Here is a 14662-nt window from a genome sequence, read left to right as displayed (position 1 = left end):
GGCTGATCCTCGACGAGGACATGCAGGACACCGCGTTCGACCAGAACCACATGCGCTACGACCACAACGACAGGCGCGGCAACTACATCAACGTGTACGACCGCCACATCTTCGCTAACCATCTACAAGGCTAGCAAGGACATCGACATGTGCAACCACGACTACCAACCGCAAATGGATGAAGGCCTTAATCCATGCGGGTTCCCGAGTAAAAACCCGTCGAAACAAGCTCCCGACGAGTCTAAGTTGCCAACTGCTGTGGAAAAGTCTTGTTCCCACCCGCACACCACAGGGCGCACACACGTTATCCACAGACATATGCAATGACGGACGCGCAAACCACAGGATATAGTGTGTCAACCTAATTAGACCTGTACGGATGTACGGGAGTCTGAAAAGGCGAACCCCCCAAAACCGCGCCAACGGTAGAGGGGGGCTCTAGTGCACCGGAGAACCGGATGCGTTGCTTAGTTGTCGAGGCCAAGCGACGTCATCCTAACATCGGGAGTGCATTTAATGCACCACTGGCCATGCATACAGCATTGGTCATGTGCGTCAATTGCAGTGCCGTTTTGTGGCTCCGGTGCTTTTCTTCTAAACCGTCGAAAGCACCGATGACTACAGCATCCCCAACTTCAAGCGAAACCCTCCTGCGCCTGCCCGGCGTGCTGCAACGTGTTCCCGTGAGCCGCGCCACATGGTGGGCAGGCGTCAAGACGGGGCGTTTCCCCCAGCCGGTAAAGCTGGGGCCGCGTACCACCTGCTGGCGCAGCGCCGACATTGACAAGCTGATCTCTGACCTTGCTGCCAAGTAAGGGGGGCGTCATGAGCTTCGACAAAACCCGACTCCCCGAGCCGGTGAGCTACTACGAGTCCCAAGGGCTGGCGTTCAAAGAGCGCAAGGGCAAGTGGCGCACCACCGCATGCAACTTCCACGGCAGCACCGACAGCCTGCGCATTAACACCGACAGCGGCAGCTTCGTGTGCATGACCGGCTGCGGCGCCCGTGGCGGCGACGTACTGGCCTATCACCAAGCTGCCCATGGCCTGGGCTTCATCGACGCCGCGAAGGAACTGGGCGCGTGGGTCGATGACGGCAAGGACGTAGGCCGCACCCGCCCTACGCCCCTTCCCGCCCGCGACGCGCTGGTGGTGCTGGCCGCCGAAGCCAACTTGGTGGCCGTGGCCGCTGCGAATGTCGCCCACGGCGTGGTGCTGACGCAGATTGACCTGTCCCGCCTGCTGACGGCATCCGGGCGCATCAGCCGCATCATGGAGGTGTTCGCATGAAGCGCGACGACTACGAAACGATGGCCAGCAAGTTCGATCCTGTCTTGCCGCCGCTGGATGATGCGCCGCACTTCATGGCTGACAGCGTGGTGCTGACCTGCGGTGCCGACCTGACGCCGCAGCCAGTTCGCTGGCTATGGCAGCACTGGCTGGCGCGCGGCAAGCTGCACATCCTGGCGGGCGCGCCTGGCCAGGGCAAGACTACGCTGGCGCTGGCGATGGCCGCAACCGCCACCATCGGCGGGCGCTGGCCGGACGGCAGCCGCTGCGAGCAGGGCAACATCCTGATCTGGTCCGGTGAAGACGATGCGGCCGACACGCTGCTGCCTCGGCTGCTGGCATCCGGGGCGAAGAAGGAGCGGTGCTTCTTCATCGACGGCGCCCGCCGCGACGGTGAGGTGGTGCCCTTCGATCCCGCCCGCGACCTGGTGCAATTGCATGCGGCCATCGAGCGCATCGGCGGCATCCAGTTGCTGATCGTGGACCCGGTGGTGTCGGCCGTCACGGGCGACTCGCACAAGAACACCGAGGTGCGGCGGGCCTTGCAGCCGCTGGTGGACCTGGCCTCTGCCTGCGGCTGTGCGGTGTTGGGAATCACGCACTTCAGCAAGGGCGGCCAGGGCACGGACCCGACGCAGCGCGTGGTGGGCAGCGTGGCGTTCTCGGCGGTGGCCCGCATCGTCATGGTGGCCGCCAAGGTCAAGGGCGAGGAAGACGGCAAGGATGCCCGCGTGCTGGCGCGCAGTAAATCCAACATCGGCCCGGACGATGGCGGGTTCGAGTACCACCTGATGCAGAGTGAGCCTATCCCCGGCATTCAGGCATCGCGCGTCGCGTGGGGCAAGGCGGTGGAAGGATCGGCCCGCGAGTTGCTGACCGATCCCGATGAAGCCGATGGCGACGGCGGCACAAGCGCCAGGGACGCCGCGCAGGAGTTCTTGACCCAACTTCTGTCCGATGGGCCGACACCGACCAAAACCGTGCAAGCCGAGGCCAAGGAGGCTGGGATTTCCTGGGCGACCGTCCGCCGCGCGTCAGATGCGCTCGGCGTGAAAAAGCGCAAGTCAGAAGGCGGCTGGTATTGGTCCATACCCAACTTGCTCATCCAAGTTGCTCAACTTGCTCAACCTTCAAACGATGAGCAAGTTGAGCAAGTTGATGAGCAACTTGCCCAAAACACGGAGGTTCTATGACCGCCGAAGCCATCCTGGCCGACCTGCTGGCCTGCGGCATCACCCCCGCTTTGACGCCAGACGGCGCCGGCATCGTGGTGCCCGCCGGCCGGCTGACCGGCGAACAGCGCGCTGCTGTCCGGGACCACAAACCGGAGCTGATCGAGCGCATCCGTGAGGCCGCCCGACTGACCGAAGCACTGCTGGCCGCCACCATGCGGGCCTGCGATGCCCACGGCGATGGTGAGCAGGCACGCGAGCAGATGCGCCAGGACGTGCTGGCCACGCCGCCGCATCTGCGGGCTGATCTGCTGGATCATTTCAAGCAGACCTACGGGGGTGCCGCCGATGCTGCCGATTGACGCTGCCGCCCGCGAGCTGGAAATCTCGGTGCCGACCTTGAAGCGCTGGCGCCGGCTGGGCTGCCCCTGCGTTCCTGGCCGGCGTGGACGCGGGCATGCCGCGTTGTACGACGTGGCCGCCATCCGCGCCTGGCGTGCTGCCCATGGGCGCGAAGCCTTGGCGCTGGAGCTGGGCACCGTGCTGCCGGGCGTGCTGGCCGATGCCGTGTTCGACGCCTGGCGCGAGCTGGAAGGCCCGACAAAGCGCGAGAAGGCCGGGCCGATGGCCCTGGCGCTGTACGCCTGCGCCACTGCCGCGCTGGACCATCTGCGCGCTGAAAACGCCAGCGTCCCGCAGTTCCGGGCACCGTTCCCTGAGCACTTCGAGTACCTCAGAAAAATAGCTGCCGGCTGAGCCATTTTGTTCTGACCTGTCAGGCTGGGTACATCTTCAACTGGCCTACGGCATCCGTCCGCTGATGGGCCATTCCTGCGAAAGGACACCACATGGACGACATTTCCCGAAACGCGCTTGCCCGAGCCCGAGGCGCGCTCGATGTTGTTGCCGCCGGTCCTGGCCAGTCCGCCGGGCGCTCGGTGGGGCGCCTGATCCGAAGCCTTGCCATGTCCGACGACATGGATGCTGCCGCGGCCTTCATCGAGGCACAGAACTGGGTCGAGAAAGACGCCATCGGCCGCGTGATGAAAGCCGCCGTGCCCGGCCTGCACCTGGGCAGCCTTCCCGCCGACACCATCACCGCCGACTTCATGGCCGCACTGCGCCCCTATGCCGTCCTGAGCCGGCTGGACAAGGCCCGCCGTGTCCCCACAAAAACCCGCGTGATCGCCTTCGGTGCGGGCGCGGCCGCCTTCCGCGTGGGCGAGCGCAAGCCGATCCCCATCAGTCGCGCATCGTTGGTGGGCATCCAGATCGACAGCAAGCCCAAGGTTGCGGGCGTATCCCTGGCGACCCGTGAGCTGCTGGCCGTCCCCGGCATCGAGACTGACATCGCGCTGGGGCTCGACCTGGCGGCTGCAACAGGCGCGGCCGAGGACGCGGTGTTCCTCGATCCGACCGTGACCGGCTCGATCCTCAACGGCGCACCGACTGCGGTGTCTGTTGGCGTCAACACCACCGGAGTCGATGCCGACCTGCAGAAGGCTATCGAGCTGCTGCTGGCGGCTGGTGGTGATCTGCGCGATGCGGCCTGGGTTCTCTCCCCCGCTGCCGCCGCAAAGGTCGCAGGCCTGCGCGGTACAGGCGGAGCCGCATCGTTCCCTGGCATCGGCCCGAACGGTGGTGAACTACTGGGCCTGCCGGCCTTGACCAGCGCGACCGCTGCCGGGAAGCTGATCTTGATCGACCAGTCCGGCATCATCGTTGACCGCGATGCCGGCGCCGAGATCACCCGCGCCGAGTCCGCCACGCTGCAACTCTCTGACGCCCCGACCGAGCCGCCCACTGCGCCCGAACAGTTGGTGTCCCTGTTCCAAACCGACGCCGTCGCCATCAAGGCCGTCTTGCACCGAGGCTGGGCCGTGCGCGCCGGCAGCGTCGCCACCTACATCACCGGAGGTACCTGGTAATGAGCGACCACAACGCACTGATCGGCATCCCTCGTTTCATCGAGCTGGAGATCAACAAACACACCGCGCCGCTGCTGGCCCGCATCGCCGAGCTGGAGAAGCGCGTCAACGAGCTGGAGAGCGCACCGCAACCCGAGCGGCACAAGACCGGCCTGCTGCGGTTCCTGACTGGAGGTGGCGCATGACCGACAGCTACGCAAAGGCGCTTACCGAGCGTATCGCCAAGTCCATGCTTGCCGTGCCGAAGAGTGCCGACGTCCTGGCACCAGAAGTTCTCGGTGCAGCGGTCGGCGAACTGATCAACGAGATAGCCGAGCTGCGCGCCCGCATCGAGGCGCTGGAGGGTAAACAATGACCGAGCAGTACAACGTCGTTGCGGCACTGCTGCAAGCTGTAGAGGGCGCAGGCGTTCCGGCTGCGGCCCGGCCGGTGTCGGTGGAGTCGGACCCCCACGATGACCTGCCAGACAGGGCAATGACGATCATCGAGTTCGACACCGGTGACCTGGTGGGTCTGACCCATCCGGCCGTCCTGACCGAGGGCGAGCGCTGGGCACTGCTGGCGCTACTGCACTGCCGGGCTGCTGTCTCGGTGACTGTCTATGACCTGGCGTGATCGGCGCATGCCCCAAGCCATCGGGGCATGGTCGCCCGGCTTCGGGGGGGTAGTCGGTCCATTTTTGGGCCAACCCCCTGGAAACCGGCCGGTTCCGAAACTTCCCGCATCCGCAATTGAAAGGTTGACCCTGCCGACCGCCGACCGGACCAGTCAGAACAGGGGGCGGGAGGTCAATTTTTCACAGCGCGGAATTCTCGGAAACCTCACCGGTATCCCACGCGCAGAATATTTCCCCCCTCACAGCACAAAAAGATGACACCGCACCGCCTGAAGCCCCGACAGCGCGCCTTCGTGGATGCTGTGCATGGTGGCGCCACCTTCGCAGCAGCAGCCCGTGCAGCCGGCTACGCGGCCGGCAGCGCCAGGCAGACCGGCAGCCGTCTGGCACAGTACCCCGCCATCATCGAGGCCTTGGCGCGCCGCAGGGCGGGCTACAACCCCGAGCCGCCAGTCACAGACGACCCGCGCCAGTTCTTGATCTGGGCGATGAACGACGTCGAGACGTTGAGCGTGCGCGACAGGATCGGCGTGGCCGCGTTCTTGATGGCCTGCCGCTGAACGTGGAGTTCAAGGCGCTGGCCGCCGACGGCAAGACCGCCCACGGCCTTTCCCCGGTGCTGGCCATCCTGGACGAAATCGGCCAGGTTCGTGGCCCGCAGTCCGACTTTGTGGACGCCATCACCACCAGCCAGGGGGCACACGCCGAGCCGCTGCTGATCGCCATCAGCACCGCCGCCGCCAACGATGCCGACTTGCTTTCGACATGGATTGACGATGCCCGCCAGTCCAATGACCCGCGCATCGTCTGCCGCGTGTATGAAGCCCCCGCAGGCTGTGACCTACTGGACGAAAGCGCCTGGAAGGCCGCTAACCCCGCCCTGGGCCTGTTCCGCAGCCTGGACGACCTCAAGGAGCAGATGACGCAGGCGCAGCGCATGCCGAGCATGGAGAACACCGCGCGGAACCTACTGTTAAACCAAAGGGTTTCGACTGTCTCCCCATTCATCAGCCCGGACGTGTGGCAGTCCTGCAATCGGGCAGTCACTGCCCAATTGGATGGCCCGGTGTTCGTTGGCCTGGATCTATCCGCCCGTACCGACCTCACGGCCCTGGTGATCGTGGGCCAAGTGGATGACGTGTGGCAGGTGCAGTGCCACTTCTGGACGCCTGAAATCGGCTTGGCCGACCGCGCCCGCCGCGACCGCGCGCCCTATGACCTGTGGGCACGCCAGGGCCTGCTGCACACGACGCCAGGCGCCACGGTGGACTATGAGCACGTCGCGCAAGACATGGCCGCGCTGCTGTCCGAGCTGGACGTGCAGGCCATCGCCTATGACCGCTGGCGCATCGAGCTGCTGCGCAAGGAGCTGGACAAGATCGGCGCGGACCTGCCACTGGTGGAGTGGGGCCAGGGTTTTAAAGACATGGCGCCCGCCCTGGATGCGCTGGAAGCCGAGCTGCTGAATGGGCGCATCGCCCACGGTGGCCACCCGGTGCTGACCATGTGCGCCGCCAATGCCGTGGTGACGAAAGACCCGACCGGGGCCCGGAAGCTGGACAAGGCCAAGGCTACCGGACGCATAGACGGATTACAGGCCCTGGCCATGGCTATGGGCGTGGCATCGAGGGCCACCGAGGCGCAGAACGTGAGCTTCGACGCCTTCACTTTTGTTTAACAGCCCGTGCCGGTGCGGGGGCGAAAGCCGCAGACCGGACGCGCCTTAGTCGGTGAGTGGCGCGGCGACAACGAACCCCGACAGCCAGCGGTGACGCCTTTCGGGCTTGCGCAAGCAACCCTGTCACGCGGCTGGCACCTATTCCAACCATTTGAAAGAAATCAAATGCTGACCCTGACCGAAGTGAAACTGCACTGCCGCATCGACCACAGCGAGGAAGATGCGCTGCTGCAATCCATGATCGACGCCGCCACGGCATCGGTAGGCGACTACATCAACTCGCCCACGCCACTGGACGCCACCGCACCCGCTCCGGTGAAAGCCGCCGCGCTGCTGCTGGTGGGCACGCTGTACACCCACCGCGAAGAACTGATCGAGCGCCCGCTGTCCAAGAACCCGACGTTTGAGCGCCTGCTGGCACCGTACCGGGTGTACGCATGAGAGCCGGTGACCTCAATACCCGCGTCATCGTCCAAAAGCGCACGGGAGGCGTGGACGATTGGGGATCGCCCTTGTGACCTGCCCCCCACCAGCCGTACCACAATAAACGAGAGAAGCCCGTCAACCCAGGAGAATGACGGACATGAAGAAGAGCAGGTTCGGCGACGAACAAATCATTGGCTTCTTGCGACAGGCCGAAGCCGGCATGGGCATCCCCGAGTTGTGCCGCAGCGGCGGCTTCAGCCAGGCCACGTTTTACAAATGGCGTGCCAAGTTCGGCGGCATGCAGGTCTCAGAGGCCCAGCGCCTGCGCGAGCTTGAGAGCGAGAACGCAAAGCTCAAGAAACTGCTGGCCGAAGCCCACCTGGACATCCACGCCCTCAAGAGCGTCTTCGGGGTAAAGCGCTAGCCCCACAGGCGCGCCGCGATGCCATCCGGCAGATGATTGAGCAGCATCACCTCTCGGAGCGGCACGCCTGCCGCCTTGTGGGGCTATCCCGAGACAGCTACCGCCACCCACCGCAGCCCAGCGAGCTCAACGCCACCCTGGGTGAACAGATTCGGCAAACGGCCTTGGTGCGCCGCCGATTCGGCTACCGGCGCATCCACGACATGCTGCGCCAGCAGTTTCCGGGGGTGAACCACAAGCGCATCTATCGGCTGTACCGGCAGGCCAACCTGACGGTGAAGAAGCGCCGCAAAGTCAAACGCCCAGCGCAAGAGCGTGTGTCGCTGCAACTGGCCAGGAATATCAACGAGGTGCTGAGCATGGATTTCGTCTCGGACAGTCTGTCCAGTGGACGGCGCATCAAGTATCTGACGGTGGTGGATGACTTCAGCAAGGAGTCCGTGGACATCACGGTGGACTACGGCATCTCGGGCCAGTACGTCACGCGCGTGCTCGACCAAGTGGCAAGGTTCCGTGGCTACCCGGCAACAGTGCGAACGGACAATGGCCCGGAGTTCACCAGTCGGGCGTTCCTGGCCTGGACGCACAAGAACGGGATTCGGCACATCCTGATTGAGCCGGGCAAGCCCATGCAGAACGGCTACATCGAGAGCTTCAACGGCAAGTTCAGAGATGAATGCCTCAACGAGCAGTGGTTTGAATCCTTGTCACAGGCCCGGGAGTGCATTGCACATTGGCGGCGGGATTACAACGAGGTCAGGCCGCACAGCAGTTTGGGACGCATCCCGCCGGCACGATTCGCCCAGCAGCACCGCCAGCGCGCTGGCGGTGCTGCTGGCAGTGAGCAGAAACAAAACTTCGATTAACCTTCAACCCCGGACTTCTCCAATCTGTTGGCACGGTCAATGGGGGCAGGTCACTTGCCCGAAGCCTGGGCAGACCATGCCACGCTGTGGGCCAACGTGCGTCACCTGAGTGGCAGCGAGTCCATCCGCTCTGATGCCGAGGCGTCCATCGTCCGGGCCAGCATCCGCGTGCGCTTTCGCACTGACCTGAATGCAGGCATGCGCGTGCTGGTGGGCGCCAAGGGTTACGACGTCACTGCGGTGCTGCCTGACCTAGTGGGGCGCCAGCATGTTGACCTGGTGGCCCAATTGGTGGAGTAAGGGCGCTCATGGCATCGGGAGCTGGTGTTGATGTGTCGGGGGGGGGGTAAAAAAGTACCCCCACCCCGAGCCTTGGGGGGTATACCCCGTCTTTTACCCCCCAAAAAGCCCGGATTTAGCAGGCCTTGATTGGACGGCAAAAGACAAAAAAAAGCCCTAAGTGCTTGATACACCTAGGGCAGTCGGTCTAAGATAGACGCACTTAGACCATTGAATGGTGGCCTGGGACGGAATCGAACCGCCGACACAAGGATTTTCAATCCTCTGCTCTACCGACTGAGCTACCGGGCCTGAGCCTCGCATTATAGCCTGACAAATCAGGACAATGCCAGACTTTGAGAATTTGTCTTGCTCATCCGCTGCGCTTGTTCCGCCCCAGATCCACGCCCAGCTGTCGCAGCTTGCGATAGAGGTGGGTGCGCTCCAGCCCCGTTTTTTCAGCGACACGGGTCATGGAGCCGCCCTCGCGGGCCAGGTGGAATTCGAAATAGGCCTTTTCGAAGCCGTCACGCGCCTCGCGCAGAGGACGGTCGAGGTTGAAACCCTGGTGCGACAGCGGCAGCGATTCGGCCGCCGGTGTGACATGCGCGGCAGGCTGCGCGCCATTGCCCCCAAGGACCATGCCCGATGGCGGCACCGCGGCGGCGTTGGCAGGGGCAGGAGCCGCCTGCGGCTGGCCAGCGGTGCTGCGTGCCAAGCCTTGCTCCACGGCCTTGAGCAGCTTTTGCATGGTGATGGGCTTTTCCAGGAACGAGAACGCCCCGATGCGGGTAGCCTCCACCGCGGTGTCGATGGTGGCGTGCCCGCTCATCATGATCACGGGCATGGTCAGCGCGCCCGCCATGGCCCATTCCTTGAGCAGTGAGACGCCATCGGTGTCCGGCATCCAGATGTCGAGCAGCACCAAGTCGTAGTTGGCGGACAGGCGTGCGCTGCGTGCCTGCGTGGCGTTTTCGGCCAGGTCCACGCTGTGTCCCTCGTCGTTCAGGATTTCTGACAACAGGTCCCGGATGCCCAGTTCGTCGTCGACCACCAGAATGTTTGCCATGTGTGTAAATGCACCCTTACTGCACGGGCCGCGTTGCCGTTACAACGCTACCGCCGTTTCAGGGGCAAATGATAGCGACACTTGGGCGCCCACCACCACATCGCCTTCCACGCGGTTGACCAGATCGATCCTGGCTCCATGTTCGTCTGCAATTTTCTTGACGACCGCCAGGCCCAGGCCCGTGCCGCGCGGCTTGGTGGTGACGTAGGGCTCGAACGCACGCTGCAGGATATGCGGCGGGAAGCCCGGGCCACAGTCGGATATCGTGAGCCGCACGCGCTGCGCCGCATCGTTCCAGCGCGTGCCGATGCGCACCGCGGCGGGCGCCGAGCCCTGCTGCTCGGCGGCCTGCTGGGTGGCGTCCTGGGCGTTCTGCAACAGGTTGTGCACCACCTGGCGCAGCTGCTGCGCGTCGCCCCGTATGAGGGGGCAACGCTCGTCGAGCTCAGCCCGCACGGGCACCTGGGCGGTCTCGGGGTCGTACAAGTGCAGCACGTCGGTGATGAGTGCGTTGAGATCCAGCGGGTGCAGCTCGGCAGCGGGCAGGCGGGCGTAGTCGCGGAACTCGTTGACCAGGCGCTTCATGGCATCCACCTGGTCCACGATGGTTTTGACCGACTTGGTGAGCACGGCCTGTTCCGCGTCCGGCAGCTTGCCGGCCAGCTTGCGCTCCAGTCGCTCGGCGGACAGTTGTATCGGGGTGAGGGGGTTCTTGATCTCGTGCGCCAGGCGCCGCGCGACCTCGCCCCAGGCCTGGGCGCGCTGGGCCGAGACGATCTCCGAGATGTCGTCGAACACCAGCAGGCGTTCATCGTTGGGCAGCTCCGCGCCGCGCACCACCAGGCTGGTGCCCTGCGCGGCCAGGCCGCCGCCCGAGGCATGCAGCTCGAACGGGTGTTGCCAATGGTCCAGCCCGTGGTGGTCGCGCTCGAGCGCGAAGGTGTCGAAGTGCCGCTGCACCGTGGCCGCGAAATCGGCCAGGCCAGGGACTTCGACCAGGGGCTTGCCCTCGTAGGCCGCCAGCGGCGCACGCAGGATGCGGGTGGCGCCCGGGTTGGACGAGCGGATGACGCCCTGCCGGTCGAGCACGATGACGCCGGCGGTGAGGTTGTCCAGAATGGTCTGTAGATTGCCGCGCGCCGCATCGAGTTCGCCCATGCTCTGCTCGACCGCGGAGCGCGCGTCCGCCAGCTGCTGGGTCATCAGGGCAAAGGAGCGCGTCAGCCCGCCGAGCTCGTCCTTGCCTTGCAGCGCGGCTTTCGGGCCCAGGTTGCCCGCCGCGACCTCGCGCACGCCGTCGGCCAGCACCAGCAAGGGGCGCGCCAGCTGATTGCCCAGGACCACGGCCAGCAGCACCGCGCCAAAGACGGCCAGGAACAGGCTCAGCGTGAGCGTGCCGATGTACATGCGCCGCAGGCCTACGCGCGCCAGCGCGCGCTCCTGGTACTCGCGGTTGGCCTCCTGCACGGCGATGGCGTTGGCCACCAGGGCCTGAGGCAGGGGCAGCGTGGCCTGCACGTAGCGCGGCTCGGCCAGTAGCCCCACGCCGGGGTTGGCCACGAGCACCAGCGTGCGCACGCGCGCGTTTTCGGCGGCCATGGGATCGCTGATGTCGTCCAGGCCCTCGATCTGGAAGCTGATGCGCTCCTGGCGCGCCATGCGGAATTGCTGCACGCTCGGGCGCTCGGGGTTGAGCGAATAGCGCGACTTCCCCACGCCCGCCACGGGCTGGCCCGCAGCATTCCACAGCACTAGGTCGGTGGCCCCCAGCTGGTCGCGCATGCGCTCGAGCACCAGGCCCGCCGCAGCATCGGGCACCTGCGCGAGCTGGGTGCTGGCGCTGCGCGTCTTGGTGGCCAAGTCGCTGGCGATGGTGTCCAGCGTGACGCGCGCCAAGCTCACGCCGGCGGACAAGGCGCCCTCGACCTTGACGTCGAACCAGCTTTCGATGGAGCGCGACACGAACTGGTAGGACACCACGTAGATCAGCAGTCCGGGTATCACCCCCACCAGCCCGAAGATGCCCGCCAGCTTGATCAGCAGGTGGCTGCCGAAGCGCCCGCGCTTCAGGCGCACGGCCAGACGCACTGCACCCCAGACGAGCACGGCCAGCAGCACCAGCGCCACCAGCACGTTCACGCCCAGCAGCCAGGCGAAGTTGCGCTCGTACAGCGCGCGGTTGTTGGTGGCCTGGGTGAGCAGGAACAGCAGCACCAAACCGATGGCGCTCATCACCCCGGCACCCAGCCCCAGAGCCCAGCGCATGGCGCGCGCGCGGCTGGCCGCCTTGCGCGCGGATGCGGCGGGGCGGATCCCCTTGTCGCTCATCGCGCGGCCTCCGCTGCAGGCAGGCGCACGCTGCGCGCCAGCACGATGTCCCAGCCCGAGCGCCCCACGGCACCGATCTGCAACGGCCGCGGCAGCTGCGACATGTCGAGACGGAACTGGAAGTTGACCACGTAGGGCACGCCTTCGTCGATCTGCGCCTCGTCCGCGATCTTCCAGCGGGCGATGCGCTGCATGGCCGAGAGCGCGTCGGGCAGTTCCTCGAAGTTCTGGCCCAGCGACACCCCCAGGCCGTTGGCAGCGAACGGCACGGGCGACTGCGTCAGGCGCCAGCGGCGCGTGAGCGGCTGGTAGTTCAGGCGCAGGAAGCGCGTAGCGCGCGCCACGGTCTTGTCGGACCAATACCAGCGCTGGCGCACCACCTCGGCCTCGGCGATGAAGTGCATGGAGATGCCCTTGTACAGCGCATCCTCAACCACCTCGGGCAGCTCCAGCTGCAAGGCGGCGCTCAGGAGCAGGCCTTCGGCCGTGCGCTCCAACTGCAGGTCGGCGACCTCGCCGTGGTGCTGGGCGCGCACGGCCGAAGGCAGCGCCCAGAGGGCGAGCAGGCAGGCGAACAAGGCACACCAGTGCCTCCAGTGCAATCGGGGGTGCCACGGCCGCTCAGGCGGCTTTTTGCAGCAATGCGTAAAAGAAACCGTCGTGCTCACCCGGCCCATTGTCCCGGAGCGCACCATGCTTGTCCGGGCTACCGGGGAATAAGTGGCCCGCAGACGGCAGCAAACGCGCATCGGTGTTGTGCGCAAGAAACGCCTGGATCTGCGCATCTCCTTCCGCGCGGAACACCGAGCAGGTGCAGTACAGCATGCGCCCACCGGGCTTGAGCAGCGGCCACAGCGCGGCCAGCAGGCGCGCCTGCAGCGCGGCCAGCTGCGCCACGTCGCTCTCGCGGCGCAGCCAGCGCACGTCCGGGTGGCGGCGCACGATGCCCGACGCCGTGCAGGGCGCGTCCAGCAGGATGGCGTCGAAGGGCTCGCCGCCGCTGGCCTGCTGCCACCAGGCCTCGGGCCTGCCGGCGTCGGCCACCAGCACCTGGGCGCTCAGCCCCAGGCGGCGCAGGTTGTCGTGGATGCGTTCGGCACGAACCACATCCACCTCCAGCGCCGTGACCTGCCAGGGCGCCTGCAGCGCGGCCGCCCATTCGAGCAGGTGCGCCGTCTTGCCGCCGGGCGCGGCGCAGGCGTCGAGCAGGCGCAGCGACTTGCCCGCATCCAGCCCATCGAGCAGCAGCGGCGCCGCCATTTGCGCGGCCGCGTCCTGCACCGACACCACGCCCTCGTCGAACCCGGGCAGCCGCTGCACCGGCACGGGGCGGGCCAGCACCACGCCCCAGCCGCCCACTGCGGTAGATTCAATATTGATAGCTGCAAGTGCTTTCTGGTAAAGCGCTGAGGTGCTTTTTTGCCTTGCAACCCTGAGGACCATGGGCGCGGGAGCGTTGTTGGCCTGCAGTATCTGCTGCCAACACTGGGGATGGTCGCGGCGCAGGCGCTGTATCCACCAGGCGGGGTGGTTCCAGACGGCGGTCTCGTCGCCCTGCGTGGCGGCCACCAGCCCCTCGCGCTCGCGCAGGAAGCGCCGCAGGCAGGCATTGATGAATGCGGCGCTGCCGTGCCTCGCCGGGCTGCGCTTGGCGGCCTCCACCGCCTGATTGACCAGAGTGAACGGCTCGTAGGGCGCCGACTCGGGCTCCCAGGCCAGCGCCAGCGCCGTGCACAGCAGGGCGTCCACGCGCGGCGGGGGTTTGCGCGGCGCCAGGAGGCGGCGCAGCGCCTGGGCGCGGCCCAGATTGCGCAGCACCTGGAACAGCAGCGCCTGCACCGCGGGGCGCAGGGCGGCATCGGTGGCGGCCAGCGCCGCCGTGCCCGACTGCCCGGCGCGTATGGCCTGCAGCGCCGAGGCGGTCGCATCAAGCAGCCTGGACAGCGCCGCCGATGCGGCGCCCGGGGAAGGATGGGGATGCGCGCTCACAGCGTACGCCCCTTCTTCAAGCCGAACAGCCAGGCCAGCAGGCTGGCCGGGAACTGGGCCACGGCATGGTTGTACAAGAGCACCGCGTCATTGAACTGGCGCCGCGCCGCATCGCTTTGCAGCGCGACCTGCTCGCGCCGCTGCACCCAGGGCGCCAGCGCGGGCGGGGCAACGCCCTCGCTGGTCTGCGCCGCCTCGCGCACGACGGTCTGCCAAGCGGTATCGAGCACCTGCGCCGCGGCCGACAGCGCAGCCGCGGCATCCGCGTCCAGCGGCCGTGCGCGCGCCACGGCCAGCGAGGCGCTCAGCTGGGTCGCGGCTGCCCACAGGGCGGCATGGGCATCGTCCTGCTCTGCTGACCGGGCGGCGCCCTGGGCGCCCTCGGAATCGGCGGGCGCTGCGCGCGATGCCTCGTACTCCCCCAGCAGGGCCATCCAGCGCAGCATGTGCGCGTCCAGCGCGCCAAAGGCCTGCATGGCGGCCGACCGCAGACGGATAAGCCGGTTGTAGGCGCCCACCGCCCAGAACAGCAGCAGCGCCAGAAGAATCCAGGTGGTCCACATGTTCACGACCAGGGCGGCTGGCCCGCCCCTTGCA

The 14662-nt window shown here is 66.4% G+C and carries 19 protein-coding genes and 1 tRNA gene; 14 read left to right on the top strand and 6 right to left on the bottom strand.

The features are described from left to right. The first annotated feature begins 458 nt into the window (after positions 1-458). From ALIDE2_RS25690 to ALIDE2_RS02090, 14 genes are all read left to right on the top strand, one after another. Positions 459-815: a helix-turn-helix transcriptional regulator gene (locus ALIDE2_RS25690; protein ID WP_337999169.1), complete on the top strand. Its 357-nt coding sequence runs from the start codon at positions 459-461 to the stop codon at positions 813-815. Positions 816-825: 10 nt separating this feature from the next. Next, complete coding sequence (locus ALIDE2_RS02150; RefSeq protein ID WP_013721268.1) at positions 826-1290, top strand: CHC2 zinc finger domain-containing protein; 465 nt, start codon at positions 826-828, stop codon at positions 1288-1290. Beyond that, entirely contained in the window at positions 1287-2483 is a 1197-nt protein-coding gene (locus ALIDE2_RS02145; RefSeq protein WP_013721267.1) for an AAA family ATPase, read from the top strand. Before ALIDE2_RS02150 ends, ALIDE2_RS02145 begins: the two co-directional genes overlap by 4 nt. Continuing rightward, positions 2480-2824 (top strand): hypothetical protein, encoded by a 345-nt coding sequence (locus tag ALIDE2_RS02140; protein ID WP_013721266.1) that lies wholly within the window; start codon positions 2480-2482, stop codon positions 2822-2824. The genes ALIDE2_RS02145 and ALIDE2_RS02140 overlap by 4 nt, the downstream gene beginning before the upstream one ends. Beyond that, the gene (locus ALIDE2_RS24045) at positions 2811-3218 is read left to right on the top strand and encodes a MerR family transcriptional regulator (RefSeq protein ID WP_013721265.1); all 408 of its coding nucleotides are present in this window, start codon (positions 2811-2813) and stop codon (positions 3216-3218) included. The genes ALIDE2_RS02140 and ALIDE2_RS24045 overlap by 14 nt, the downstream gene beginning before the upstream one ends. A gap of 92 nt (positions 3219-3310) precedes the next feature. Beyond that, positions 3311-4390: a phage major capsid protein gene (locus ALIDE2_RS02130; protein ID WP_013721264.1), complete on the top strand. Its 1080-nt coding sequence runs from the start codon at positions 3311-3313 to the stop codon at positions 4388-4390. Then, the gene (locus ALIDE2_RS02125; protein ID WP_013721263.1) at positions 4390-4575 is read left to right on the top strand and encodes a hypothetical protein; all 186 of its coding nucleotides are present in this window, start codon (positions 4390-4392) and stop codon (positions 4573-4575) included. The genes ALIDE2_RS02130 and ALIDE2_RS02125 overlap by 1 nt, the downstream gene beginning before the upstream one ends. Beyond that, complete coding sequence (locus tag ALIDE2_RS25155; RefSeq protein WP_013721262.1) at positions 4572-4745, top strand: hypothetical protein; 174 nt, start codon at positions 4572-4574, stop codon at positions 4743-4745. The genes ALIDE2_RS02125 and ALIDE2_RS25155 overlap by 4 nt, the downstream gene beginning before the upstream one ends. Next, complete coding sequence (locus ALIDE2_RS02120) at positions 4742-5005, top strand: hypothetical protein (protein WP_013721261.1); 264 nt, start codon at positions 4742-4744, stop codon at positions 5003-5005. The genes ALIDE2_RS25155 and ALIDE2_RS02120 overlap by 4 nt, the downstream gene beginning before the upstream one ends. Before the next feature lie 255 nt (positions 5006-5260). After that, positions 5261-5566: a hypothetical protein gene (locus ALIDE2_RS24040; RefSeq protein WP_049791314.1), complete on the top strand. Its 306-nt coding sequence runs from the start codon at positions 5261-5263 to the stop codon at positions 5564-5566. A gap of 2 nt (positions 5567-5568) precedes the next feature. After that, positions 5569-6684 (top strand): terminase TerL endonuclease subunit, encoded by a 1116-nt coding sequence (locus ALIDE2_RS02110; protein ID WP_337999168.1) that lies wholly within the window; start codon positions 5569-5571, stop codon positions 6682-6684. A 165-nt stretch (positions 6685-6849) separates the two neighbouring features. After that, positions 6850-7125 carry a head-tail connector protein gene (locus ALIDE2_RS02105; RefSeq protein WP_013721260.1) on the top strand — a complete coding sequence of 92 codons (276 nt, stop codon included), beginning with the start codon at positions 6850-6852 and terminating at the stop codon, positions 7123-7125. 142 nt (positions 7126-7267) lie between these two features. Then, positions 7268-8400, top strand: a protein-coding gene (locus tag ALIDE2_RS02095) for an IS3 family transposase (RefSeq protein ID WP_420796275.1) whose coding sequence is annotated in 2 segments (ribosomal slippage) — positions 7268-7517 and positions 7517-8400 — 1134 coding nt in all. Because the reading frame shifts where the segments join, the coding sequence is not laid out codon by codon here. Positions 8401-8454: 54 nt separating this feature from the next. Continuing rightward, a complete protein-coding gene (locus ALIDE2_RS02090) occupies positions 8455-8700 on the top strand; it encodes a phage head closure protein (RefSeq protein ID WP_049791313.1) in 246 nt (81 codons plus the stop codon). A 215-nt stretch (positions 8701-8915) separates the two neighbouring features. Here ALIDE2_RS02090 and ALIDE2_RS02085 read toward each other — a convergent pair. The 6 genes from ALIDE2_RS02085 to ALIDE2_RS02060 form a co-directional block, all read right to left on the bottom strand. After that, positions 8916-8991 (bottom strand) — tRNA-Phe (locus ALIDE2_RS02085). Between the two features lie 61 nt (positions 8992-9052). Next, entirely contained in the window at positions 9053-9748 is a 696-nt protein-coding gene (locus ALIDE2_RS02080; RefSeq protein ID WP_013721256.1) for a response regulator, read from the bottom strand. 39 nt (positions 9749-9787) lie between these two features. Then, positions 9788-12076 carry a sensor histidine kinase gene (locus ALIDE2_RS02075; RefSeq protein ID WP_013517370.1) on the bottom strand — a complete coding sequence of 763 codons (2289 nt, stop codon included), beginning with the start codon at positions 12074-12076 and terminating at the stop codon, positions 9788-9790. Further along, entirely contained in the window at positions 12073-12654 is a 582-nt protein-coding gene (locus ALIDE2_RS02070; RefSeq protein ID WP_013517369.1) for a DUF4390 domain-containing protein, read from the bottom strand. Before ALIDE2_RS02070 ends, ALIDE2_RS02075 begins: the two co-directional genes overlap by 4 nt. A gap of 43 nt (positions 12655-12697) precedes the next feature. Next, positions 12698-14065: a 16S rRNA (cytosine(967)-C(5))-methyltransferase RsmB gene (gene rsmB, locus ALIDE2_RS02065; protein WP_013517368.1), complete on the bottom strand. Its 1368-nt coding sequence runs from the start codon at positions 14063-14065 to the stop codon at positions 12698-12700. Then, positions 14062-14628, bottom strand: coding sequence for a LemA family protein (locus ALIDE2_RS02060; RefSeq protein ID WP_013517367.1), 567 nt, complete (start codon positions 14626-14628; stop codon positions 14062-14064). The genes rsmB and ALIDE2_RS02060 overlap by 4 nt, the downstream gene beginning before the upstream one ends. Between the last annotated feature and the right edge of the window lie 34 nt (positions 14629-14662).

The organism is Alicycliphilus denitrificans K601, assembly GCF_000204645.1.
Taxonomy (GTDB): domain Bacteria; phylum Pseudomonadota; class Gammaproteobacteria; order Burkholderiales; family Burkholderiaceae_C; genus Alicycliphilus; species Alicycliphilus denitrificans.
Note: the sequence above shows the minus strand (reverse complement) of the source record. Positions and strands in the feature narration are given on the sequence as shown.